General features: G+C 27.0%; 15 protein-coding genes. All 15 read right to left on the minus strand.

The annotated features are described in order from the left end of the window. Positions 1 to 178: 178 nt before the first annotated feature. Complete coding sequence (locus ABNT14_RS04810; protein ID WP_101901934.1) at positions 179 to 1,783, minus strand: sigma 54-interacting transcriptional regulator; 1,605 nt, start codon at positions 1,781 to 1,783, stop codon at positions 179 to 181. Next, on the minus strand, positions 1,773 to 3,257 hold the full coding sequence (locus ABNT14_RS04815; RefSeq protein WP_101901936.1) for a phospholipase D-like domain-containing protein: 1,485 nt from the start codon (positions 3,255 to 3,257) through the stop codon (positions 1,773 to 1,775). Before ABNT14_RS04815 ends, ABNT14_RS04810 begins: the two co-directional genes overlap by 11 nt. Positions 3,258 to 3,266: 9 nt before the next feature. After that, positions 3,267 to 4,325 carry a hypothetical protein gene (locus ABNT14_RS04820; RefSeq protein WP_101901938.1) on the minus strand — a complete coding sequence of 353 codons (1,059 nt, stop codon included), beginning with the start codon at positions 4,323 to 4,325 and terminating at the stop codon, positions 3,267 to 3,269. 9 nt (positions 4,326 to 4,334) lie between these two features. Further along, positions 4,335 to 7,115 (minus strand): AAA domain-containing protein, encoded by a 2,781-nt coding sequence (locus tag ABNT14_RS04825; RefSeq protein WP_101901940.1) that lies wholly within the window; start codon positions 7,113 to 7,115, stop codon positions 4,335 to 4,337. A 2-nt stretch (positions 7,116 to 7,117) separates the two neighbouring features. Continuing rightward, on the minus strand, positions 7,118 to 7,408 hold the full coding sequence (locus ABNT14_RS04830; protein ID WP_101901942.1) for a hypothetical protein: 291 nt from the start codon (positions 7,406 to 7,408) through the stop codon (positions 7,118 to 7,120). Positions 7,409 to 8,651: 1,243 nt separating this feature from the next. After that, a complete protein-coding gene (locus ABNT14_RS04835) occupies positions 8,652 to 11,750 on the minus strand; it encodes a DEAD/DEAH box helicase family protein (RefSeq protein ID WP_101901944.1) in 3,099 nt (1,032 codons plus the stop codon). Between the two features lie 5 nt (positions 11,751 to 11,755). Next, positions 11,756 to 13,645 carry a site-specific DNA-methyltransferase gene (locus ABNT14_RS04840; RefSeq protein WP_101901946.1) on the minus strand — a complete coding sequence of 630 codons (1,890 nt, stop codon included), beginning with the start codon at positions 13,643 to 13,645 and terminating at the stop codon, positions 11,756 to 11,758. 242 nt (positions 13,646 to 13,887) lie between these two features. Beyond that, positions 13,888 to 14,523, minus strand: a complete 636-nt coding sequence (locus ABNT14_RS04845) for a DUF4391 domain-containing protein (protein ID WP_101901949.1) — start codon at positions 14,521 to 14,523, stop codon at positions 13,888 to 13,890. Positions 14,524 to 14,533: 10 nt separating this feature from the next. Continuing rightward, entirely contained in the window at positions 14,534 to 17,791 is a 3,258-nt protein-coding gene (locus ABNT14_RS04850; RefSeq protein WP_101901951.1) for a helicase-related protein, read from the minus strand. A gap of 107 nt (positions 17,792 to 17,898) precedes the next feature. Beyond that, a complete protein-coding gene (locus ABNT14_RS04855; RefSeq protein ID WP_317042216.1) occupies positions 17,899 to 18,210 on the minus strand; it encodes a DUF6804 family protein in 312 nt (103 codons plus the stop codon). A gap of 66 nt (positions 18,211 to 18,276) precedes the next feature. Then, the gene (locus ABNT14_RS04860; protein ID WP_101901953.1) at positions 18,277 to 19,623 is read right to left on the minus strand and encodes a DUF4407 domain-containing protein; all 1,347 of its coding nucleotides are present in this window, start codon (positions 19,621 to 19,623) and stop codon (positions 18,277 to 18,279) included. After that, positions 19,620 to 21,686: a hypothetical protein gene (locus ABNT14_RS04865; RefSeq protein ID WP_101901955.1), complete on the minus strand. Its 2,067-nt coding sequence runs from the start codon at positions 21,684 to 21,686 to the stop codon at positions 19,620 to 19,622. The genes ABNT14_RS04860 and ABNT14_RS04865 overlap by 4 nt, the downstream gene beginning before the upstream one ends. Beyond that, on the minus strand, positions 21,683 to 22,468 hold the full coding sequence (locus ABNT14_RS04870; protein WP_101901957.1) for a hypothetical protein: 786 nt from the start codon (positions 22,466 to 22,468) through the stop codon (positions 21,683 to 21,685). The genes ABNT14_RS04865 and ABNT14_RS04870 overlap by 4 nt, the downstream gene beginning before the upstream one ends. After that, positions 22,468 to 23,220 carry a VWA domain-containing protein gene (locus tag ABNT14_RS04875; protein ID WP_101901959.1) on the minus strand — a complete coding sequence of 251 codons (753 nt, stop codon included), beginning with the start codon at positions 23,218 to 23,220 and terminating at the stop codon, positions 22,468 to 22,470. The genes ABNT14_RS04870 and ABNT14_RS04875 overlap by 1 nt, the downstream gene beginning before the upstream one ends. Then, a complete protein-coding gene (locus ABNT14_RS04880) occupies positions 23,213 to 24,598 on the minus strand; it encodes a phospholipase D-like domain-containing protein (protein ID WP_101901960.1) in 1,386 nt (461 codons plus the stop codon). The genes ABNT14_RS04875 and ABNT14_RS04880 overlap by 8 nt, the downstream gene beginning before the upstream one ends. Positions 24,599 to 25,765 lie beyond the last annotated feature (1,167 nt).

The raw sequence follows: 25,765 nt of genomic DNA on the forward strand, positions 1-25,765 counted from the left end.
AAATAATGTGCGCATTAATATTTATTTTAATAAAAATGCGCGCAAAATGTAGCTTAATAAAATAAGAAATGTATAAATCACTTTTTTTGATACTAAATTTTCAATACAAGAAAACTAACCCGTTACCAAATACAATACTACTAAAGGTGATTATTAAAAGTTTTAAAATAGTTAATTTTTACGTTGAACAGCTTTTTTTGTATGATTTTAGTCTATTCATATTGATATCTTTAGTTAGCATACTCACCGAACGATCAAGAATCAAAGAAGCCTTATTTTTACTACCATAAGATTCAATAGACCATTCAGCTAATTCTTTATTAAATCGAGAAATTATTTCATTATATGTTTTTCCTTCTGTAAAATATGTTTGAGTTGTTTTTGTATTGTCAATATTCCATTTTTCAAATTCGGTAATAGCTTTCTCAATAGCAATATCCTTTTTATGACTTTCAAAATAAAAAGCAAGAATATAGGAAGCTAACTTTTGCATATCTCTAAAATTACCAAATAGTTTTTTTGATTTCAAAAAAGTATGAATTTTTTCATTCCAGATTAAACTCGGCGCATTTTCGAAATTTGCGACATCGTTCCATACATTTTCCCAATTAATAACATAGTCTTCTTTACATTCTCTTAAGGAAGGAATTTCTACTATAAACCTAGAAATTCTATCAAAAAAATCATAATCTAACTTGTTTTTTGTTAAGTTTTTAAAAGTAATGTTACTTGCCGCTATTAATCTGAAATTTGTTTTTTCGAATTGTGATGAACCTAATGGTAAATATTTTCCTGTTTGTAATACTTGAATTAATTGACGTTGTAGTGGTTTTGATAAATCTTGTATTTCATCTAAGAATAAGATACCGCCATTTTTAAAATTGGATAAAATACCATCTTTATCTTTTTCTGCACTAGTAAACGCTCCTTTTTTATATCCAAAAAGTTCTGATTTCATTAATTCTTCAGTAAAAGTACCACAGGCTAATTCTGAAAAAGGATAATTTTTGTCATACTTTTTTAAAATTAATTCTCGAACATAAGTCGATTTACCAGTTCCTCTTTCTCCTAATAACAATATAGATGCATTTGGGATATGTGAAAATAAAGTGAGTTTATTTTCCGCTTCTTTTCTCTTATAAGATCTTGTTTCGTTTAGGTTTAACTTAATTGTATTGCTTATATATTTCTTTTTTAATAATTCACTTAGAAAAATATTAGGTTTAAATTTTATTTCTTCTATATAGGTTATCTTTTTAATTTTATCAAACTGGCTTGACCACAAAGTTGTATTTATAGGTAAGTAACCCGCAGAATTTAACATTAACCAAACTACATGCATTTGCGGTGTTCCTGGAGAAATGTTTATATGTAAATCAATATTATCTTTACTATAAAAATTTTCTTTTATGAATTTTATCAGACTATCATAAATAGATTGATAATTAGTTACTCCATTAATTGAGATTTTTTTATTTTCAAATTTAGGAAGCGTTTGAGTTTCTAGTTTTATTAATTCACTGATTTTCCGATTATCTTTTAATCTTTCTTTAATTCTAATATCATTAAATTTATCTAAAACTTCTTTGTGTTTTTTTCTTTCAAAAAAAATATCTATTTCAGCTAAATTTTCATTTGATAAATTCTGATTCTGTAAATAATAGATTTTATTTATAATGATTTTTTTTTCTAATAATAATGATTCTAAAACCTTTGCAGTAACAATAAAACCATTATTAAAAGCGTCCCATGTTAAAAGTATTTGTTTGTTTTTACTTTGCATATACTTTTATATTTTTATCTAGCTCATTTAGTTTATATAGAAAATTAGGAATATTACTTATTTTAGAAGTGTTTAACAATAATACTTTTTCTGTTTTTTGTTTTTTACTTCTTCCTGTTTTAATTTCGATTATTTCACTTTCTGTATTAATAGTTTCAATTTTGATGTAATTATTTATACTATTAATTTCAGCTTTCAGTTCTATTGTTAATTGTTTTGAACTAAATTTTTGAGGTTCTTTTATTAGAAACAACAAGTTTAAATCTTTTAGTGTTGTTATTTTTTTTGAGATTTTTTTATTCTCATGATTTTCAATATGCATTAAACCTGTTAGTTTTCCTTCTTTGTTTAAATATTGATATTTATCTGTATTAATTATTTTATTTTCGTGTATGTATTCAAAAGGAAAAGTTTCTTTCCAATTCGCATATATTTTTAATAAGTCATTTTTTTGATTTGTGTTTAATTTTGTTCCAATTTCAAATCCTGTATCCATTCCATGTGCTTCAAAATTTGCTGAAAAAATATAAGCTTCATTATTGTCAATAATTAAAGATTTTGCATGAATTAAAGGGTGACAAACAATTTTAGCACCATGTTTAGCAAGTACATCTATATTATCATTAATAGTTTTTAATCTAGGTCTACAATAGATGGTTACTTTTATCCCTGCTTTCAGTTTATCTAAAATTTTATTTGATAATACATGTTTAATATCTAATCCGAAGGTAGAAATTTGTATTTCTTCTTTTGCTTTTGAAACAGCCTCAAGTAAGGTTTTTTTTAAGTTAGATATTTCGATATTAGGAGAAGTTAAAAGTATTTCAGATAAATGAGGTAGACTAAATTTATTAATTTTTTTGATTTTATCAAATTGACTAGTATTGGTTTGCTCATCAGTAGTATGTTCCCAAAAATGATATACAAAAATTTTAAATAGTTCCGTTATTTGAGTGTTAGAAAGTTTAACGGCTAATTCAGGATTTTCAAAAAATGGCTTTTCATTAAAATTACCTGTAAAAATATATCCTTTAGAGTTTTTTTTAGGATCGATTAAAATAAATTTTGCATGTAAATTACCCGCTTGCCTATGAGTAAAATTATTTTTAAATTTATCCTCCAACATTTTTTTGTACTCTTTTGTTATAAAACTATCTTCTTCATCATAAGGGTTTGATTCTAATTTAGCTTCAGCACATCCCATTACAAAAACTCTGACATCTCTTTCTTTTTTTGCTTTTAATAAAGCATCTATTATTTTGGTATCTTGAATTAAAAAAGACTGTAAGCAAATCATTTCTTCAGCACTTTCTATATCAGTAATTATTTTATGAAACAAAACACCATTTTTACCAGATTCTATTATAGATAAATTATCGTTTTCTGTACTAATCCATTTTTTATCTGTAGGAATAAAAATATTATTTAGTGCTTTTTTATTTTCAAAATTTTCTGTGTGTACTAATTCTTTCATTGCTTTTTTTTAATAATTTAAATAATCTATTGTTTCTAACTTAGTTTTTTTATAAAAATCTTCTTCTTCAAATATTTCTATTAATTGTTGCCTGTTTATACTATTTATTAGGTGATTTTTATAAAGTTCAAATTTATTTGCAATATCATTTTCAAATTGATTAAATTCTTCATCAGATAAAAAATAACGATTCACTCTTTGTTTAAGTAATGCTTCAAACCATTTTTTTGCATCCTCTAAATATTTTGGGCTTACTTTTATATTCGGTATTGTTATTGAATCAAAATCTGTTTCTATAAAACGTGGTTCTTCTATTTTAATATTTCTAATTAATGAAATATCTTGATTATTAAAATCTTTTAATAAGATGTTTTCTTTAGGAAGATAATTATTATGAAATTTATTTATTAAAATAGAAGCTATTACTTCTTGTTTGTTTTCTTTTTTATGCTTGATAAAGCCAGCTAATTCAATTTTACTGTTATTATTTTCTAATGTAATTGACAATTTTTCGTAACTACTTTCTAAAAACTCTATTTGACTTTCTATTTCATCTATGGTAAAAGCATTATTTTTAAGAGAAATAATTTTTGTATTATTTATTAATCTCTTTAATTCATTATTTATCTTCTCTATTTTGTTTGTTTCGTTATTCTTGTCTTTATCGGAAGTTAATTCCTTTATCATAACAATATTTGGCGTAAACTCATTATCATGAGCAACCCAAATTTCTAAAAGCCCATTTCTTTTATCATAAAAATCTTTAGTTTCAATAGATTGTTCACCAAAAGAGGTAAGTTCATGGAATTTTTTTTCTGTTTCATCGAATAAATCGTACTTAAAGAACGCCTCAAAGTAATTCATTGAGGTTAATCTTTCTAATAAGTTTTCACATGCTTTTATCGCTAAAGGTTGCATTAATTGATCATAGAGAACATCAGGAGTTAATATGCCTCCTTTTTCATTTGCTAATTGAAGAACAGACATAAAAGGAGATTTTGATACTTTTACTTTATAATCTGCTAATATTCTGTATTTATTTATATGTATATTTTTTGTTAATTTCATATTTTCTTTTTAATTATTTAATCTACCATCTATTTTATTTGCAATTTTTCTAAGCGCTTCTAATTGTGCATTTTTGGTTAACATGTCTTTGTTACCATAAAGGATTAGTTTAAAACGAGCACGTGTTAAAGCTACATTTAATCGATTAGGGCTATTGTAATGGGCTTTTTTAGTCGATTTTGTAAAAGATAGAAGTACCATGTCAGCTTCGTCTCCTTGGAACTTATCGACAGTACTTAGTGTTATTTCTACATTATTAATCGTAAAAATCTTATTCTCTTTAAATTTGTTAGATAGCGATCTTAACATTTTTTTTAATTCTGCTACTTGATCGTTATAAAAACTTAAAACTGCTATTTCGTAATTATTATTATCTTGTTTAGGATGATATTTCGCTTCCTCTATAAATGCCTCTAATTCAAACTTAATTTGTTCAACTTCTTTATGATTTACAATTTTTTTGCTTTTATTTCGATATTTATTAGTAATCCAAATAACTTTTTTATCATTTGGTTTATACCAATCTAAAATATTTGTTCTTTGAGATACTGTATTTGCTGTTTTTAAATTTTCATTATCATAAAAATGCTCTCTTGAAATACTTGCAATTTCATCTTCCATTCTATGTTGATAAGACAGCGTTTGAAACTTATTAGATATAACTGTATCAGCTCCTTTAAAGCCTTTGTAAATTAATTGACGTGATTGGTCTTCTGGGTCGGGATTTCCTACACCAATTTGTAATAATTCGAGTATAGAAGGCATTGCTATTCTTCTAATTTTTTCAACATCTTTTTGAAATTCATTAGGAACTAAAAACTCAAACTCTTTTTTGTATTCTGCATTAGATTTTTCATCTAAACGATATTGATACATTTGGCTTAAATTACTACCAACCAATTCTTTCCAATCTTGTTTTTTATCACTTATAAACTCAAATTTATGAGTAGAGAAATTTTTATTTTTCCCTGTATTTTTATGAAAATATTTTTGTCTATTTTTAAATGAAATAAGATCAATCTTGTTTTCAAATACATGTGCTTTTACATAAACATAATCTGAAATAATTTTTTTATGCGCTCTTGTAGGTTCACAAATTATCAGATCAACGCTATTTAGTGTTAAAATATTAATATTGTTAACCTCAAAATTTGTAGGTATTTTAAAGACTTCATAATCTGCAAAATCATTTTCATTATGATTCATTGAAAACAAGATTTTAACACTTTCTTTATCCCATCTTTTTGTAGAATACAGTTTTTGGTTTACGGTATAAGCTGCAGCTATTTTTTCTTTTACTTGTTTATCTTTAATTATTGCATCAATATTTTCATTAATAAAATACTCTTCGGTATAAGGAGATAATTGATTTACATCACCAACTAATATCCATTTTTTAGCATGCAATGCTGGAACTATAAATTCTGAAAAAGTAACCTTAGAGCTTTCATCTACAATCATAACATCAAACATTTCCTGTATACCACCTTTTTGAATATCAGGGTGCTGTAAAATTCCAATCATTGTTCCTCCAACTAAATTTGCCGATTTCAAAATAATATCATCAAAAACATTATTATCAGTATCAATATTCTCTAATAGCAATTTACCACTCTCATTAATATTTTTTGTTCTTATATTTTTAGTTATTTCTTCTTTTGTTTTTTTTATAAAAGTTTTCAATTCATAAGGTTCTACACTTTTTTTTCTTATACTAGTTATATCTGAAGCTATTCTAAGAGGAACCACCAATCCTTCACATTGTTTTTTATATTTTTTTAGTATTCGATGAATTACATTATCAACAGCCACATGGGTAGCGGAAACTAATAAAACACGTTTATTTTGTTTTATTAATTGAATAATTAATTCTATAATAGCTGTAGTTTTCCCTGAACCAGGAGGACCTTCTAGCAAAGCAAAATCTTTAGTTTTTAAGGCTTTATTTACAAATTTTTGCTGTTGATCTACACCGTCAATATCTAGGTCATTTAAAATCTCAAAATATGGTTTAGGATTATTATGTGTAACATTTTCTTCAAAATATTGTATTGCAGTATTTGATGGATCAAACAATTTTTGAAGAGGCGTATGTTCTTTTCTTGGATTATCTCTTAAAATCTTAATAGCATCTAACTGCTTCCTTAATTGAGAATCATCTTCTTTTAAATAAATAAATTCTAATTTTTCTGTAGAATTAAGAACTATAGTTTTATCTTTAACATTTATTGCCTTAATAGATGCTCTAATTTTTTTATTCTTTTTTTCATTATCACTTGGTTTTTCCGTAAAAATATCCTGATTATTTTTTTCAAATAATTCAGTTTCTACTTTTTTTGTTTCTTTATCATTTAATTTATCTAACTGAACAGTGTAAGCTATTGCTGTTTCATATTTTAAAGGAATATTTTTACCATCTAATTTTATAGCAATTGTTTTAATTTTTTTATCTGTTTTTACAATGAAAAAATTATCTTTTTCATTGTAACTGTTAACTTTTATAGCACCTTCATTGTTAACTACAATAGTCTTTAAATTATTTTTTAAAACTTGTTCTTTTATCGTTTTTTTTTCTTTACTAGATCTTATGTAATATCTTGTTTCTAATTCTTTTAAAGGAATTGTAATTGTACCATTTTCTTGAACTAGTCTTATATTTTTATTAATGTAATTAACATAGTCTGTTAATGCATATTTTACACTTTTTAAAATGTTTTTTTTTATAAAAGGCTTGTCAGTTGTTTCTACTGAATTTGCCTTAAATAAATTTGTTTGTTTAGCTCTGTCCATTATTAATTTGTTACTCCTATATCGCTAAATCTAACAAAAGCGGTTATTAATGTGTTTTCTCGTGCTACTACAGTCAAGCTTGTTAAGCCAAAGCAGTCTTTAGCTAATATGTAGCCTTGTTCAATTGCCTGATTAATATTTTCTTTAGATAATGTAAATTCTATTTTGTTTTTTTTCATAGTTTTAATAGATCCTTTAATAAGACACATAGAAACCAAAAAAGGATCTATTTGTCGTTGTGAAATTCGTTGTTTAAAATGTAAACTTTGCTCGAAGTTAGATATCAAATTCATAATTTATTTTTTTAATTTGATAAGTTAAATTCAGAATTTATGCCAAGTTTTAATAGCTTGATAATCAAGTTTTTTTAAGTGTTTTTATAGTTTGTTAAAAGTAATATATTATTTTTTAAATAATATATTATTAAGATGGTTTTTTAATATTTGTCTATATATTATTAATTTAGATACGGTTACAGTTCTAAAATTATTAAGGCTAATATTCTTAATTTTTTTACCAATAACTTTTTACTTTTTTTTAAAGTATCTCTATCAAGATTTTCTAAAAGATCTATTTTTTTAGGGTTTTCGTCTTGTTTAGGAGGTTTTGTTTTTTGCTTAGAGCCTATTTAAATTTTATTCAATAAAAGTTTTATGGCTGATAATCTGGTCATATTTTCGGAAGATTCCATTAATAATTCATAGTTTCTACAGAGTCTTTTGTCGTTATCAAACTAAGAAAAAAGTTCTTTCTACAATCAATCTTTTATGAATCGAATTAAAGCTACTTTTATTTTTATCAGACCCATAACTAATTGAATTACATCGCTAAATTTCCTTTTTATTTACTTAACAATCTCTCCTCTATAAATCTTTATTTATAAGAATTACTTTCACAGAAATTAGGTAATATTTTAAGATTCTCATCAATAATAAAATGGCTTTACTATCGTGAATATTGGCAACGGTAACCATTACAGCTAAAAGAAAACCATTTATCAACAATCATATGACGTTTTATGCCTTTCATTTTTTTATTCCCGTTAAAACTATTTAAAGAACGATTATTTCCCTAACGAACACTTTGACTATCTATTACGCCTAAACTAGGTACTGGATTCTGTCCTTTTTTAAAATGATTTTTTTCTGTTAATTTACTTAATAATAAATCAAAAGACTCTAAAAATGACCACTTAGAGTAGTAGTAATAAACGAGTTGCTACTTTGGAAAATCATTTGGAAGTAAACGCTATTGACAGCCTGTTTTGACTAAATAATGAATTGCATTCCAAATAGAATGCAAACTATGTTTTCGTTTACCTAAATTTAAGGTTATTTTTATATATTGTCTATGGTTAACCTATTTTTACTTCAAATTTAATTCCTTAATCTATTTCTTGTTAGGTTTTCAATGCGATATAGCTGATTTTTTTAAGATGTCTACGTCTTTGTAGTACATTTAATTTAGTGAAATTAGTAACTGTTTTGTTGGGTTTTGAAGTAATATTAACGATGCTCTACAACATCGTTAATAATATTACTTCAAAATTTTATTCATTAAATCTTCATAGGTTGCAACCACATCATATTTTAAACTTTCTGTACCTAATTTTTCAAAATGCTTTTTTGCATATTCAATTTTTAGGTTTTCCGCTCCTTTTAATTGCAAAGTACTCATAGAACCTTTTGTTTCAGCAATAAAATAGACCTGCTTAACATCTTTATTATCAAATACAATTGCCCAATCGGGGTTGTAAGTTCCTATGGGTGTTGGTATTTTAAATCCGCTAGGCAATTTAGCATATACAATTGCTTGACCGCTTTCTAGTTCTTCTGCAAATTTTCGCTCTATTTTCGAATCGGTTTTTACGTAATCGTAAATGTGTTTTTGAACTTCTAATACATTTTCTTGCAACGAACCGTTAAAGTTATTTACCGTAAAAATATCATCAGAATAATTTTCATCTGTTTTATGATAGGTAATATTATTAATTAAAGTTGTTGCTTTTTCTTCGTTTATTAAGCGTGAAACTTCCGTTATAAAATGTTCGGGGTTTTGCTTAAACTGTTCAAAACTTGAAGCATTGATTTTCGTAAGAATATTGGTAGCCGTTTTTCTGGTGATATGTGCATTTTTGGCTATTTCTTTAATTAAATCATACCTTGTATTTCCTAAAATACTTGCCGTTTTATAAGATTGTTGCTTTGTTTTATTAAAGCTATTACTCATTTTCAAAGCATCAGAACTCATGTTTTCTTTTTGTGTTCCTGTGGCAATATGCACCGAAACTTTACGAACATTTAATTGATTATCTATTGTAGTAACACTCTTTTTTATTAGTTCATTTGTGTCAAAATCTACATCGTACAATGTTCTTACTTTTATCTTATTCCATAAGTCTTGAAACTCTTTTTTAGCAAAGTTTGCGTTTACCTTTAGTTCTTTTGGCAAATTATTTGCTTTGCCATTTGTACTGGCTTTAAACGTAGCTACTTCATGAATTTCAATAATAATATTTTTTAATTCTTCTTTGTAGTTTTCTAGTTCAGGAATTGTGGTAAACGTATTTGTATCAATAGCATCAATTAAGGTTTCTGTTGCTTTAAAATCTTTATCAATATAATTTTTTTGTGTAAAATCTATAATTACACGCATTGCTGTCATTTCATCAAAAGAAAAAGTTTCGCCTGCTTTATTTTTTAATTCTAAATCTTTAAAAACAGAAACTTCTAAATGTGTTGGTCTGGCAGATAAAGAGGCTAAAATTTCATTTTGTAATTGCTTGGCAAACGTATCATACGATTCATTAGCAATTACAGTTAAAGTATTTACATCAAAAAAATCGGCATCTAATATTTCAGAATCCATACGATTTCCGTACTTATCTACACAAATACGCAAACCACGACCTATTTCCTGACGTTTAGAAGTTGTAGAAATACTATGTTTTAGTGTACAAATTTGAAAAATATTAGGATTATCCCAACCTTCTCGCAATGCCGAATGTGAAAAAATAAAACGTACAGGCTCATCAAAACTTAGCAAACGTTCTTTGTTTTTCATGATTAAATCATAAGCCGAAATATCATCACTTCCGCCTTGTCCTTTGGTTTCTTTTGAATTAACTGCCTTTCCTTTTTTATCAATAGAAAAATAACCACTATGCACTTTTTGTGCTTCGTACTTTTCTAAATAAGCATTATATGCTGGGCTAAAAAGTGATTTCTGTGCAATGGCTTTTTTATATTCTTCTTCAAAAATTTGCTCGTATTCGGCTTTTATTTGTTCGCCTTTTTCGCCATTTTCTTTTACGCTGTAAGCTCTGTATTTTGCTACTTCATCAATAAAAAATAACGAAAGCGTTTTAATGCCTTTTTTAAATAATTCTCGTTCTTTTTCAATATGCGATATTACGGTTTCTCGTATTTGTATGCGTCTAACGTGTTCTTCTGAAATATTTCCGCTGGCTTGTCCTACAAAAAGTGTTACGCCGTTGGTAAAACTTACTGTATTGGTTTTGGCATTTATTTCTGAAATTATATAGCCTTTATACTGTTCTAATTCGTTGGATGCTGAAAATAAATCATCATTTTGAGAAAAATTCTTGCTTATTTTTTTAATACCCGTTTTTTGTTTTACCTCAAATTCTATTTTCGCTGTTGGATATTTGTTTTTAGAAACTAAAATACTATCTAAAAATAAAAAGGAATTTGTACCTGTATTTTCTTTTACTTCAATTCCTTTTACTTGTATTTTTTTAACCAATTTCTGATTAAAAGCATCTACTGCATCTAGTCGATATACTTTGTTAAAACGTTCTTTTTCTACTGTAACATTTTTGCCTTGTGAATTTTTAACTTTCGTTTTTTCCTTTTTATGGGTTGCCGAAAAACGAGTAACAAATAACGAATTAAATTCTTCTAATTTCTTTTCAGCAACATCACCAAAACGCTGTGGCTCATCAATAATTAAAATAGGGCGGGTGCGTTTTATTATATCAATAGGTCTTTCCGATTGTAAAGAATCTAGTTTTTGATATATTTTTAACGCCTCTTTTCCACGCCTACCAAAGGCTTGATAATTCATAATAATTACTTCAATTTCCGAACTATTTCCAAACTGTTTTATGTTTACTAAATTCGATTTGTTTTTGTTATCATAAATAGAAAATCGTATTTTTTTACCAAATTCTTCTTGAAAATGCTCTGCCGTAATTTCTAATGATTTACGAACTCCTTCTCGAATTGCTACCGATGGAATTATAATTATATATTTGCTCCAGCCATAAAGTCGGTGCATTTCTAGCATCATTTTGGTATAAACGTAGGTTTTACCAGTTCCCGTTTCCATTTCTACCGTAAAATTATAACCGCCATCTAATTTTTTTGAAGGTTTTAATTGTTGCTCACGTTGTAAGTTTTTTACGTTTTCTAAAATAGCTTCTTCCGTAATTTCAAATTTTTTATTTGAAAATATACTGTCTTCTACGCTATGTTCATTTTGTAATAAATCGGCTTTTACGGTTCTTCTTCCTATGGTTTCTTTACGAAATCCTTTGGTTTGTCCACTAAATACACGCACCAAATTATTAACGGCATCGGTTTGATACTGCTGTTTTTTAAATTTTAACTTCATAGCTTTTATATTACGTGTACTTTAGTGTTTGGTGCTAATTGTTTAAATCGAGATTCTACCGTGTTTATAAGGTCTTTATCATCTATAAAACAAGCGTCTCTAAAAACGGCTTTTATTGGTTGCATTTTTGCCATCGCATCTACCACTTGCATATCTATTGCGGTATCAAAACAAGCAACTAAGGCGTTGGTATCTACTATAAAAATTTCGGAATTTGCAATTACTTGCTTTTCTATTGGATGGTCTAGTTTTTCACTAAAATCTAACAAAACAGCGGTTAAAATATCTTCTGAACTAGCATCTTTTCTGATGTTATCTTCACTTTCAAATAAAGTAGTTTGTGTAACTTCGTTCGGGTGTTTTGCTACGTCTTTTAAAATACTTTCCGATGTTTTATAAACTCTAAAACCAACATCTAAAGGAGTTTCTCGCTCTTTTAATTTCTCTGTGTTTTCTTCTAAAATCTTTTTTCCCGCACGGCGGATGCGTTCTTTTCCTATTTCTGTAATAGTTTTATATCCTGCTTTAAAAACCTCTGATTTTTCATCGGTTTCTTCTGGAATTTGAACCATTATAAATTTACGGTTTCCGCCATCTTCTGCATTTAATTGCATGGTTGCGTGGGCGGTTGTTGCTGAACCTGAGAAGAAGTCTAAGACTAAATCATTATTATTTATACTATGCTCTAAAATTCTTTTCATTAATAAAGAAGGTTTAGGGAAGTCAAAAACTTTTAAATCAAATAACTTTTCTACTTCTTTCGTTCCTAAATCTGTATTACCAGCATATTCATAATTCCAAAAATTTGTAGGTGTCAGCCCTCTTGCTTCACTTAAAAACATTTTGATTGAAGGTACTTTTGAGGAGTTGTCTTTTCCCCAGTAAAGTTTTCCTTCATTTTGCAGTTTATGAAACTCATTTTCACTTCTTCTCCACGCATTAGATGTAGGGTATGTTTTACTTCCTGTATAAGGGTTTTCAATAGGATAGCATAAATTGGGTCTTTCGGATGGTTTTACAGGCCCTAAAAAAGAAGCTCCTTTCCAATCACCTCTAATATCTTTATCTGGATTTGTATATCTATTATCGGTTTCATTTGTTCTAGGTAAAAGATTAACTAAGAAGTTTTCAGATTTTGAATAAACTAGAATAGATTCGACAACAGTAGTAAAATCAATAGTATTATTACTTCTTGTATATCTTTTTTGCCATGTTATTTCAGTTTGAAAATTCTCTTCTCCAAAAATTTCATCCGCTATTTTACGTAAGTTATGAGATTCATCTTCTCCAATAGACATAAATATAACGCCATCATCGGTTAATAAATCTCTAGCCACTAATAAGCGTTCGTACATCATAGAAAGCCAATCGGAGTGAAAACGTCCGTTTGTATCGGTATTTTTAAAGAGTTTTCCGCCTTCTTCGTCTTCTGTACCAATTTCATCTTCATATTCATCTTTAGAAACTTTAAAATTATCTTTATACACAAAATCTTTCCCTGTATTGTAGGGCGGGTCTATGTAAATCATTTTTATTTTTCCTAAGTAAGATTCTTGTAAAATTTTTAAAACCTCAAAATTATCGCCTTCAATATATACGTTTTCGGTTTCGTTAAAATTTACAGAACTTTCACGGTCTGGTTTTAGGGTTTTATCTATTGGCGTGTTTGCTTTTAAAATACTGGCACGTTTTCCTGGCCAATCTAATCGGTAACGCTCATCAGCACCTTCTACAATTTCTTTAGATAAATGTTGTTTTAATAGCTCAAAATCGATGGCTTTTATAGTATTGCCGTTTTTGTCTTCTTTTTCGGTAATTACTTGCGGAAAGAGTAGGGCAATTTTATTGATGTTTTCTGTGGTTATATCTTTGGTTTGTGGAATGATTTTGTTCATGGTATTTTTTTTGATGTAGTTGCCCTAATTTTTAATTTAGAAGATGATTTTAATCAAGTAAAAAAAAGTGCAAATTTACGAAAAAAAAACCTCAATTTTTTACACTAAATAAGTAAGTATTATGAGATGCTGAACTAAATTCAGGTGTACGGATTCGATTTCTTATTTTTCTTTTAGATTTTTTTTTTTAGATGAAACTTAAACAGGCTCTTAGTATAAGGATACTTTAATTTTGTTCTTTACTATTTTTTTAAAACTGCAATTTCTTTTAGTTTATTGCGTAGGGTTTTATTAAAGGCTACTTGTTTGTTAAATTGTTTTTCGGTGTATATTTTTTTTTGAAGCGAAGCAATTTCTTTTTCTAGTTTGCTAAGTTGTTTTTCTTTATCAATAATATTTTCAAAACTTTCATTTTCCGTATTTAATTCTGTTTGATACTGTATAAATAAGGTAATTATTTTTTGATAAATATGTTCAATTGTATTTCCTGTAAAATCGAAATTTAATTCCTCGTTCCATTCAGAGAAAAAATAACGTTGTTCTGTATTTTCTTTGATGGTAATTCCGTAGGCAAAATTATTTTCAAATTCAAAAAGATACAAAATAGCAAAAGGAATAGCTTTATCAATAACTTTTAAGGTGTTTTTAGGAATTTCTTTATTTTTTAAGGCGATATTAAAAATTTGTAATTCTTCTATTTTTTGCGTTCCCGAAATATTAATGGTTTTTTCAGATAGGTTGTATGCCCAAGTAATTCGTGAAATAGCGTTGGTAAATTCTTGTTGTGTTGTTGTATTTCCTTTTGATTTTTCTATAAATTTAGATTTTGGTATAAATTTATTTACGATAGCATTTTTTGGTAAATTAAAGTTTTTCATAGCTTTTTATTTATTTTATAACCAAGAATGTAATTAAATCAAAATCTTCTAAGCCTTTTATATTTCCTGATAAATTAGCGGTAGTTCCGCCTTTAGAAAATAGGCTATCTATAACAGATTCATCTTTTACTTCAATAATACTTTCAATAGATTTTTCTAATAAATTGGAGTAAGTTTTCATGTTTTTACCATCTTTAGTTTCTGTATTAAATTGTTGAAATACTTTGGCAATAGGTTCTGAATTACCTTTAGCGATACCACGTAAAATATCTAAAGTATTTTTTACATTTAAATGATTAGAAATAATGTTTCCATTTTGTTTGATATAGACCAAATAAAATGGGTGTAATTGATTGTTATTATCAATATTTACATCTGAATTGATGTTTTTAAGTACAAAAATAACGCCTTCATCAATTCCTTTTTCGGTTATTTTAGGGCATACGGCGTGCATTCCGTTAGGTATTCCTTTTAAATCATTTCCTTCATTTATGTAGTTTATCAAATCCATTCTAAAATCGTTTAATCCTAAATCGGTAATAGAAATTCCAGTATCCATATCTTCAATATCAATAACTTCATCTTTTAAGCGTTCTAATTGTTGTTTTCTAAAATCGAGGTCTGTTGATTTATTTGTTAAGGGATTATCTTCAGTTGTTCCTGCAACATCTGCTATTATCATTCTACCTTCTACACGACCTTTTAAATTGATATAATCGTCTAGTGAAATTTGAGGCCAGAAATTTATTAATTGAATGTCTTTATTTATAGAGCCAATTCTATCAACACGACCAAATCGCTGAATAATACGCACAGGATTCCAATGAATATCATAATTAATTAGGGTATCACAATCTTGTAGGTTTTGCCCTTCGGAAATACAATCGGTTGCAATTAGAATATCAATTTCGGCATTATTTTTATTTTTTTCACTTCTTTTTTTAGAACGTGGCGAAAAATTAATTAACAAATTATTAAATTGTTTGTCTATTTTTAATGTACAATCATTAGTGCCACTTCCTGTAATTTTTGCGGTATTCAATTGATGATTTTCTAAAGCCCATGTTGCAATTTGTTTGTATAAATAATTTGCAGTATCGGCAAAGGCTGTAAAAATGATAATCTTTTTATTTCCTTTGTTTATTGGGTTTTCAATTTTATTGGTGATGCATTTTTTTAAATCGTTTAGTTTAGCATCTTCTTTCCAAGTAACCCAATTCATTTCTTCTAAAATATCTTGTGCTATATATAAATCTTGTTTTAAGTCTTCTTTCCAACCGCTGGTATTCATATCGGCTAAATTTATTTTAATTTTTCCGTTGGTACTAAATTCATCATCAAGCCAATTATCACTTTCTGTATCAAAATTTAAATCAGCTATTTCTGTCATTTCAGCCGATTGATTTCCTTCTGTTTTTTCAAATTTTTCTATATTCTTAATATTGCTATTAACCGCATTTACAAATTTTTCTAAAGTTATACGAAAAGAATCTACAGAGCTTTCTAATCGTTTTAATAAATTAACACGCATTAGTTTTTGCAAACTTTTTTCTCTAGTAGTTTGTTTTAAGCTACTTTTTCCTTCAATTTTAGTATCGTAGACATCTGCATAAAAGGCTATTTTGCTATCTAATATATAATCGAAAGGTGTATAAATAGACATTGACAGCATAGCTAATTTTTCATATAGTTCTTTTATTTTTATAAAATCTTTAAGGTGTGTAATTTCAGATTCTATGGTAACGGGTGGTAATCTTTTAGGAAATTTACCAATAGCATTGGTATCGTAATATTTAGTAATGTGTTTTCTACTTCTAGAAATAGTAATATTATCAAGTAATTTAAAGAAATCGAAATTTTGATTTAACTCGGCTAATAATTTTTTACTGGTTCTTTGCTCTACAGGTAAGTCCGACCAATCTTTAAAAGTACGTTGTGCTTTGTTTAATATGGAGTCTATAGATTTTTCTGTACCTAGTTTTTCATCAACTACATTTGTTTTTCCTTCGTAGGCTAATGCTATTTGATTTTTTAAATCGGTAAATTTATTATTAACAGGAGTTGCAGAAAGCATCAAAACTTTTGTTTTAACACCTGCTTGCATTACATTTTGAAGTAATCTTTTATAGCGAGTAATTTTATCCTTTCGAGGGTCGTTATTTCTAAAGTTATGAGATTCGTCTATAACAACCAAATCATAATTTCCCCAATTTACTCTTGATAAATCTGTATCACCAGACTTTCCTTTTTCACGAGATAAATCGGTATGATATAGAACATCATAATTAAAACGGTCTTTAAATAGTATATTGTCGTCATAATTACTTAAAAAGGTTTTCCAGTTATCACCCAATTTTTTAGGGCATAAAACAAGAACACTTTTATTTCTTTCTTGATAGTATTTAATAACACCCAGCGCGGAAAAGGTTTTTCCTAATCCAACACTGTCTGCCAGAATACAACCGTTGTAGCGTTCTAATTTATTGATAATACCAAGTACAGCATCTTTTTGAAAATCGTAAAGAGTATTCCAAACTACGGATTCTTTAAAACCAGTTTGTTCATTTGCGAGTTCGTCTTCAGTAATATTTTCTAAAAATTCATCAAAAATATGAAACAAGGCTATGTAGTAAATTAACTCTGGAGCATTTTCTTTGTACAGGTTATCTATATAAGAACTTACATCTTTGGTAACGTCTTTTAGAATATTTTTATCATTCCAAACGTCATCAAATTGCTGTAAAAAAGCATCAGTGATTGGGAAATCTTCAAACCGAGTAACCATATTAAGAATGGAATTATCTTTTTCGTAACCAACACCTGCGCTAGAAAATTCATTTATTCCGCTATAAGCAAAATTATTGTCAGGGTTTTTAATGATAAATTGAGGTTGTATGAATCCGTTTTTAGCATTGGTTTTAAACGTTACTTTGTCTTCAATCCATTTTCTGCATTCTTTGGCAATAGCTTTTCCTTTTAATTCATTTTTAAGATTAATTTCAAAACGAGAACCACCAATAGATTTTTTTCTATCATTAGCCAAAATTTCAAACATTTTTTCTTGTCGGTTCTTTTTGTCTAATTCAATAAATGTAGGGTCTGTAAAAATAAAATGTAATTCGTCTATGTTTTTCAATTCTTTCTTAAGGCTTTCAAAACCATAAATTGAAAAAATTGCAGCTGCAATACTTATTTTACTTCCTTTTTCTATAGTCATTTTTAAGTCGTCACCAACTTTATGAGTTTTGTTATTGAAATGTTTTATCATTTTTTAATTGCAGAATGTTTGTTGGATTTTATTTAAATATCTAAAGTAATGAAACGAACTGATATATAATTATATAAAATTATATTTATAGGAATGTGTTTTTATAATTATCTATTTTTTGTATAGCGACTTATGAGGTTTGCAAACAGGTATATAGCTGTAATTACATCTACAATGTTCCAAATTAATCTTCCAAGAGCAATCTTAAAAAAAGGCTGAAAGAGTAGGGCAAGAGTGATAAAAATTATGAATGTAGTTTTATCTTCTTTTTCATGAGCTTTATAGGCCAAAATACCAAAACCTACAAGAGTAATATATCTTACAAACTCATAAAACCCGTAAGGCATCTTTAGTAAGCAAAGCAGCATTAAAATTGCTAATGTAATTTTGATGATTTTATCTATACTTTTAAATTTCATAAATATCCATTATTTGAAACTATGTTAATTATAAGAGCTTATAGTTAATTAAGGTATAGCTTCATTTTAAGATTTAATCATAATATTAGGATCGTTTTTCACTTTTATTAATTGTTCTTTTTTCCATTCTTCAATTGCAACTTCTGCAATTTCTGCCTGCGCATTCGCAATAGATTGTAGTAAATCTTTGTTTGCTGTTAATTCTGCATTTAATTTTTGTGCGTTCTTATCAGAATTTACTTTAACAGCTGTGTTAATTTCTTCATTAATATTCGACTGTAATAATAATTGTTTCACTTTTGCTTCATGCTTTACTCTGTCTAAAATATCATCATAAGTCCCTCTTTCTGTCATCATTTTAAACATAATAGGAGCTATTTCAATAAATATAAATAGAATTGTAATTAACCATTTAGCATACCAAACAACTGTTTTTTCTTTAGATATTTTAACTAATTGTTTTTCGCCATCTTTTACCTCATAAAATGGAACTTCTTCATACATTAAATTGTCTAAAGCTTTAAGCTTAGCAATTAATCCGTTGTTTTGAGCTTGAACTGTTTTTTGATTTTGAATGTCAGATTGCGTTGCACTTTCTCTTGCTTTTATTTTAACATCTATGTCGTCAATTACCTTATAATCTTTTTCATTTAAAATAGTGGTACTGTTTTTAGTTGTTGAATAAGCTATTTCAGCATCATCAGAAATCTTTTTAAGATCATCATAATATCCACCTTTTCCTTTTTTACCACTAAACTTACCTAGGTTCCATTCGTCATTTTTATCTTTATTAGCAGCTTCCCAAAAAGATCTTTTTTCTTCAATTATTTTACTTCTATTTTTAATATTTGTTTGCAAATCATTTCTCTCTGTTTTCAACCTTGTTAAAATTGGGTCATTTTCACCAAATTTAATTAAAGTGTTATTTACGATTGCTATTTGTGTACTAATTTCTGCATTAATCTCTTTTTCAAAAAGTTTTAATTCTAAAGGGGTCGCAATTACAAAGCCTAATAACATTGCCATTATTAATCTTGGTCCAGCTTCCATTAATTCTTGTCTAGAAATTGTTTTTTTACCATCACCTACACCAAACGTAGAAACAATATATCTATCTAGGTTAAATATTAAAGCCCCCCAGAATAATCCAAAAAATAAAGCTAAGCATTCGCTTAACATAGTATAGCCAATAACAACACCTTCTGTGTTTAATATTTCTATTTTAAATGCAGTAAAAAAGGCATAACCACCAGCAAAAGCAGCCATTAGGGATGTGAAAATTATGGTACCGCCAATTCCAAAATATTTATTAGCATCTGTAGGAGCATGTTTTAGTATTTCTAAATCTGCGCCAGATGCCCACAAGAAAAATTTATATAACTTTTGGAAAGGATATTTAATTAGCTTTTTCATTTACTTAATCTTTTGTGAATTTTATTTAATACACTATCATAAATATCAGATAATGTAATTTTCTTTTTATTAACTTTTTTTATTAAGACATTCTCATTTTCGAATTTTGGAAATTCTAATTTTTTTTGTAGGTCAGTTGAATCAATTTCAAGGTTATTAAAACTGATATTATTTGAAAATTGGATATTATTAATTGTAAATAACTCTTTAGGTAAACTCGATTCTGAAAAATCAATATTTGTTTTAATTTCAATTTTTGGTGCTTCTGCAAATATTTGTTTAACACTCGGAATATGGAAAGGGTGTGCAGTAATCTCTTTTTCAATATTACTAAAGAGCCCTTTTGCTTTTAATTTAAAGGTAGTTTCTTTATTAATAGCTACATGAACTAAGCCATTAGTACTATTCGCTATAACGTTTGGTGTAATTTCAATACTTTGCGCTTCTTCTGTTTCCCATTTTAAGTCAATATTATCAATTCCTTCATTCAGATTGATTTCCCAATTAAATGACTTAATTACAGGCTCAATTATATTTATAGTAATTTCCTTAGTAATTTTTTCATCAAAAAAACCATTTGCGGTTAATGTATAAGTAGTTTTGGTTGTCGGTTTAACATCTATATTACTTAATGTAGGAAAAGAACTTCCTAATCCAGAAACAGTAACTTCTTTAGCATTTTCTACAATCCAATTCAGGTTTATTGGATATAGAGAGTTTCTTAAATAACTAGAAGCTTCAAATTTTACTATTTTGGGATTGATTTTTATAGCTTTAATTTCAATAAAGTCTTCTATAGTTTGAAAATCATTTTTTATTTTTAAAACAATTTTTTTATGATCTTTTAAAGCTAAGGTTAATGAATTCTGATGTAAAGAAACAAGTTTATTATCAAGATAAATTGCGTTATATTTTTGAACATCAAATGAAAACAAAACGTCTTCATTTTTTTGATTTATATTCATTTTATTAGCACTAAATCTTTTAATTAAAGGCTTGTTTTCTAGAGATTTATTCAGAGTTAAAAGTAAATCTTTCCATTCTTTTGCTGTTAATCTTTTAGATTCGTTTTTATATCCTTTATTAAATACCGTTTTAAATGCAGTAATTAACTCCTCTGCACCAGTACTCTCTAATTGTTTTATAAGAGATATTATAGCTTGATGCTGTTGTTTGTTTTGTTCGTTAAAAAGTGACGATTGGTAATCTATATTTGGCCACTCATTTTTACTTAAATAAGATTGTTTTGTGTTATCATTTGTATCCGATAAAAAGAAGAATGGCATTACACCAAATATAATTTCAAAAGTTGCATTTGCTAATACCCAATATTCTTCGTAAATCCTATCGAGTGTTGTTAGATCTGATGAATCTTTTTTCTGTCCAATAATATTTCTAAAACGAGATCCAATCCAATGTCCAATTTTACCTACTGTAGTCGGTTTTCCTTGTATATCAAAATGAAACCCACTATCATAATCAATTATAGCTAATTGAACTCTATTAGCATTAAACCATAAAGAATTTTCACTTAAATCAGCGTGAATAAATTCTATTTGATGTAGAAAATCTATTGACTTGGTTAATTGGTAAGCTAAATACAACTTATCTGGAATACTTAAAATTTTATAATCTTCTAAATTTGCAGTATCATTTCCGTAATCTTCATAATTTAATTTTTGAAGATTGTACATTAAAAAAGCGACACAATGCTTTTCTGAAACAGTATCATAACCTTTAAAGACAAGAAAAGGAAGACCTAATAATTCTGGTAAGTCATGATATGTTGGTGTTTTTGTTTTTACTTGACGCTTTTTTAACTTATCATGTAGAGTTTTTATTACATCATAAGCATGCTGTTTGTGTTCTTCATCTGTGAATATTTTTAGAACGAACTCTGATTTTGAAATACTATCTATTGCTTGTACATGATGTACAGAACCAAAACCACCAGAGCCTATTGGATTATTATCGAAATCAATTTTTGAAAAAGATAAAATATCATTTTCATTATTTTGATTTATCACAGATATATCTGTGATACTTGAAAGTGATCTAATCATTGTTTTTTATTATAATGATTTAACACTTGTTCTGATATTATAAATCCTAAAGAAGCATCGTCTTCTAGGTAATTTTCACAATTTAGTTTTTTTAGAATAGTATTATTAAACGCTATGAGTTCTTCTTTAAATAGTTCAGGATTTTTATTTAAAACAAGAAAGTCATTTAATTCTTTTAAAATTAATTGAATAGCAGGATTTTCATTTCTCCAAAACCTATTTTCATTATCTTTTAAAATCACTTTATCTTCAAGGGACGAAATCCCATCACTAAATAGCAATATTATATCTCCAGTAATGTAATTAAGATTAAGTTCTATTTTTGATGATGTTTGTTCTATATTTCCACTGTTATGAGAAATATACCTCGTTAATACTCCCTTAGGAGAAATATGAGGTATCATTAACTCACCATACCTATAAGGTTCTTCAGAATTCACGTTAGTTGAAAAATCTCCATGTAGATGTATTATTCCGCCATTTCCAAGATACTCTACCTGAACTTTATCTGATTTGTTTTTATTAATAGCACTGATAAAAGTTGTTCCACCAATTACATTATCACTTTTCAATTTTTGAACTTCATCATCCAAAACTACCTCAGATAATTCTGAATAGTTTTCTCTTATAAATTGGTTTACAACAACCTCTGATATTTTACCCGAATCTTCAAATTCACCTATTCCATCGCAAAGCACTAAAGATTTTCTACATTCATCAATAGAAAAATCGGCATAATCTTGTTTTAATTTAACGTCTATATGTTGTGCTGAAAAATACATTAATCTATTTTTGATACTGTTGAGATACTTTTAATCATGTGTTTTCTTATCTCTTCGGGATCAACTTTAGATTCGAAAAAATTTAGTCCATTATTATCCTTGCTTGACATGTTTTTTATATTATTTCTAAGGCGATCAAGTTTTTCTTTCTCCAATTCTTCTGACCACGATCTATCTTCCATCAGATAACTAAGTATCGTAATTTTATTATTAGATTTTAATCTATTACAAATATCTATAACTTTAGAATAGTCGTAAATATCTCCATCTCCCAAAAAAACAATCATTGCTTGACTATTTTTATCTTTATTTTCTAATAAATAATTATTGATTTTTTCTTCAGCTTCCAAAAACACTGGTTCAGCATAAGTTTGGTGATTGCCAACATAATTACAGGGGTTGAAGTTAAAGTTTTCAATATCAATAGAATTTGGTGTTTGCATCGAAACAAACTCTTTATGAGTCTGTGAAAAAGCATACATGCTAACATCAAAACTATTAGCATTTTTACTTCCAGCTAACTTTTTAATTATTGGTCCAATTTGATTATGAATTTCTTTACCCTTAGACTCTCCTGAAACACCTTCCCAAGTCATGGATTCCGAAGCATCCAATACAAAAACTACCAATTGATAAAATAATCTAGGAACAACCAAACCGCTTAAACAAGCAGTAAGAGTAGATGTATTTATATTAAGTAAATCTAATTTTCCTTTTTGGGTGTTATTTATTTTTTGTACATCTTTACTCATGCTTTACATGTTTTTCAATTAAATTTTTATATTCTTGTTTTAAAAGTTTTTTTTGAGATTCAAAATACGTACCCCAATCGTCAATTTTTAAAATTATTTGGCAAGTTTCAGATTCTTGTATTAAAGATAATTCATTGAACAAATAATTATATTTCATTTTAATAGTTTCTAATTTCACTCTTAAATGTTCTAACTCTCCATATTTATTAATATCTGATATAGGGGTACCTTGTTTTAATTCATTCCAAAGATATCTCACCCTTTTAATATCATTGACTTTTACTGCATTTGTTAATTCATTAAAAATTCTTGCGGCCTCATTTTTATCTTCATAAATACAATTCGATGAATCAGGGTGACATAATTTTACAGCTTCTCTGTGCATTTTTTTGATATCAATTACATCATTATTATTTAACTCAGGTATTTCAATTTCTAATTCCTCTTGATATTCTCTGTTCTTTTGATTAAATTCTTCTTCAATTTTCTTATAAGTATCATCTACAATACCGTGCTTTTTAAATTTTTCATAAATCTTCTTTTTGAGAGCTATAATTTTTGAAATTAATGGATTAAGCTCAATAATATATCGATGATTGAATTGTACTATTCGTGCCTCTATTTCGGTTTTTTCTATTTCTAATATTTCGATTTGATAGGAAAGAAGTTTTATTTGTGAAGCTATTTGAGATTTTTCGATAGCTGTAATATCTATCAATTGAGTATAACTTTTCTCAAACTTGTCAATTTCAATAAATGCCAAGTCATAATTACCAGCTAAGAGTAGATTTGTTATTGGAGTTAGTTTTTTTATTAATTTAAGCTTATAAATATATGGCTGAATATTTGCTGTTTCTCCTAAATCTACGAACGCTTTAATTAATTTAAAATATTTAAACGCTTTAGAAATATCAAGTGCTTCTTCGTATTTTTTAATTTTCCCAGAAAGTTCTTTTAAGCGTTCAAACTCTTCTATAAAATCATTAGACCTTTGCTGATTTTCTGAAACGATTGTTACTTCTTCATTATTTACTGTAAATGCTCTATTTGACCAATTAGCTGATCCACTAATTACAATACTATAATCAATAATACAAAACTTCATATGCATCAATTGATTATCGTTCCCTATTTCTGCAAAAAATCCATTTTCATCAATTAATTGATAATTATTTCTGCTATCGGTATTAAATTTATGTTTTGTTACTATTAACTCTATGGATACTCCCTTTTCTTGCAGTTCTAATAATTTTTTAAATAAAATAGTATCCGTAAACCATGCGACTGCTATAAATACTTTGCTAGTAGCATTATCTAGTTGTTCTATAATAATTTGTCTAACATCTATTTGTTTTGTGAAATAACTATCTATTTGCATTTGTAAATAAGTTTATATTATTTATTAAATTTTTATATTAAATTTATAGTTAATGAAACTTATCTAGGATAGTTGCTTGCTGTAGAGTAAATAAAAGGAAGCTAATTTATTATTTGAGAGTTTATTCATATATATAGATTTTCGCTTATTATGTTGTGAGCATAATAAGTAGATACAATTTTTTTAGACTTCTAAACTACTAAATTTAATTGGTATATAATTACGGTAACTCATAATTATGTAAAACTATATTTATAGAAATATATAAAATTCTGAGCTAGAGGTGTGTGTTTTGTAGATTTAACTTGCTGGCAATTAATTGTTTGATTGTTGTTAGTGCTTATTTTATTTAGATAAAGTTTTATTCAGGTTAGGAGTTAGAGGTTTTAAACAAGCTTCTATTTTTATATAATTATATAAATGTCTAATTATACTTTTGTAGAAAAATAGATTCATATAAAAGTATATTTATATCTATTAAAAAACGAAGGTAAATAATTTTAATATTTACCTTTGTTTGTGTTTTAAAGGTAAAATACATCCACGTAGTTTTACCGTTTTCAAAATCAGTTGATTTTTTGTGTCATTTCTAGAAATAATCAACTGATTTTGAAAATGAGACGAAGTGGCATATGTCAGGTATTGCTTTAATTTTATTTAAAAGTCTAGATTTTTAAAATAAGTTATTCAATAGTTTGTAACTCTTTGCTGTAATTCAATAGGGGGATCTAAGAACCTTTTTTTAACAGGGAATTTATCCATGTTTTTTATGGGGAAATGTTAATTACAAATCTTTACTTGTTCTTTTCCATTGTCTAAAAATGTATTAAACATCGGGTTTAATAATAATGAATTATTTTGATTTTCTTTCATTGTAACTTCAATTTTGATATTAGAATGAGTCAACAAATCGAGTTTGTATTCGGAAGATAAATATCCTTTGTCAGCAAGTAATACAAAGTTTTTTATTTGATTTTAAATATCTTTTAAAGAATGAATAGAAGCTTTGGGTAAATCAAAATTTTCAATAACTCCTTTTCTGAGTAAATAGCATATAATTTGTACCCAAAATAATACATAGATTGACTAGCAAAATCACCTTTATTAGGACTGTTTTTAAATTATTTGTTACCTGTTTTACTTCTAATAAATTATTATAAAAACTCG

Source organism: Tenacibaculum dicentrarchi (assembly GCF_964036635.1).
GTDB lineage: Bacteria > Bacteroidota > Bacteroidia > Flavobacteriales > Flavobacteriaceae > Polaribacter > Polaribacter dicentrarchi.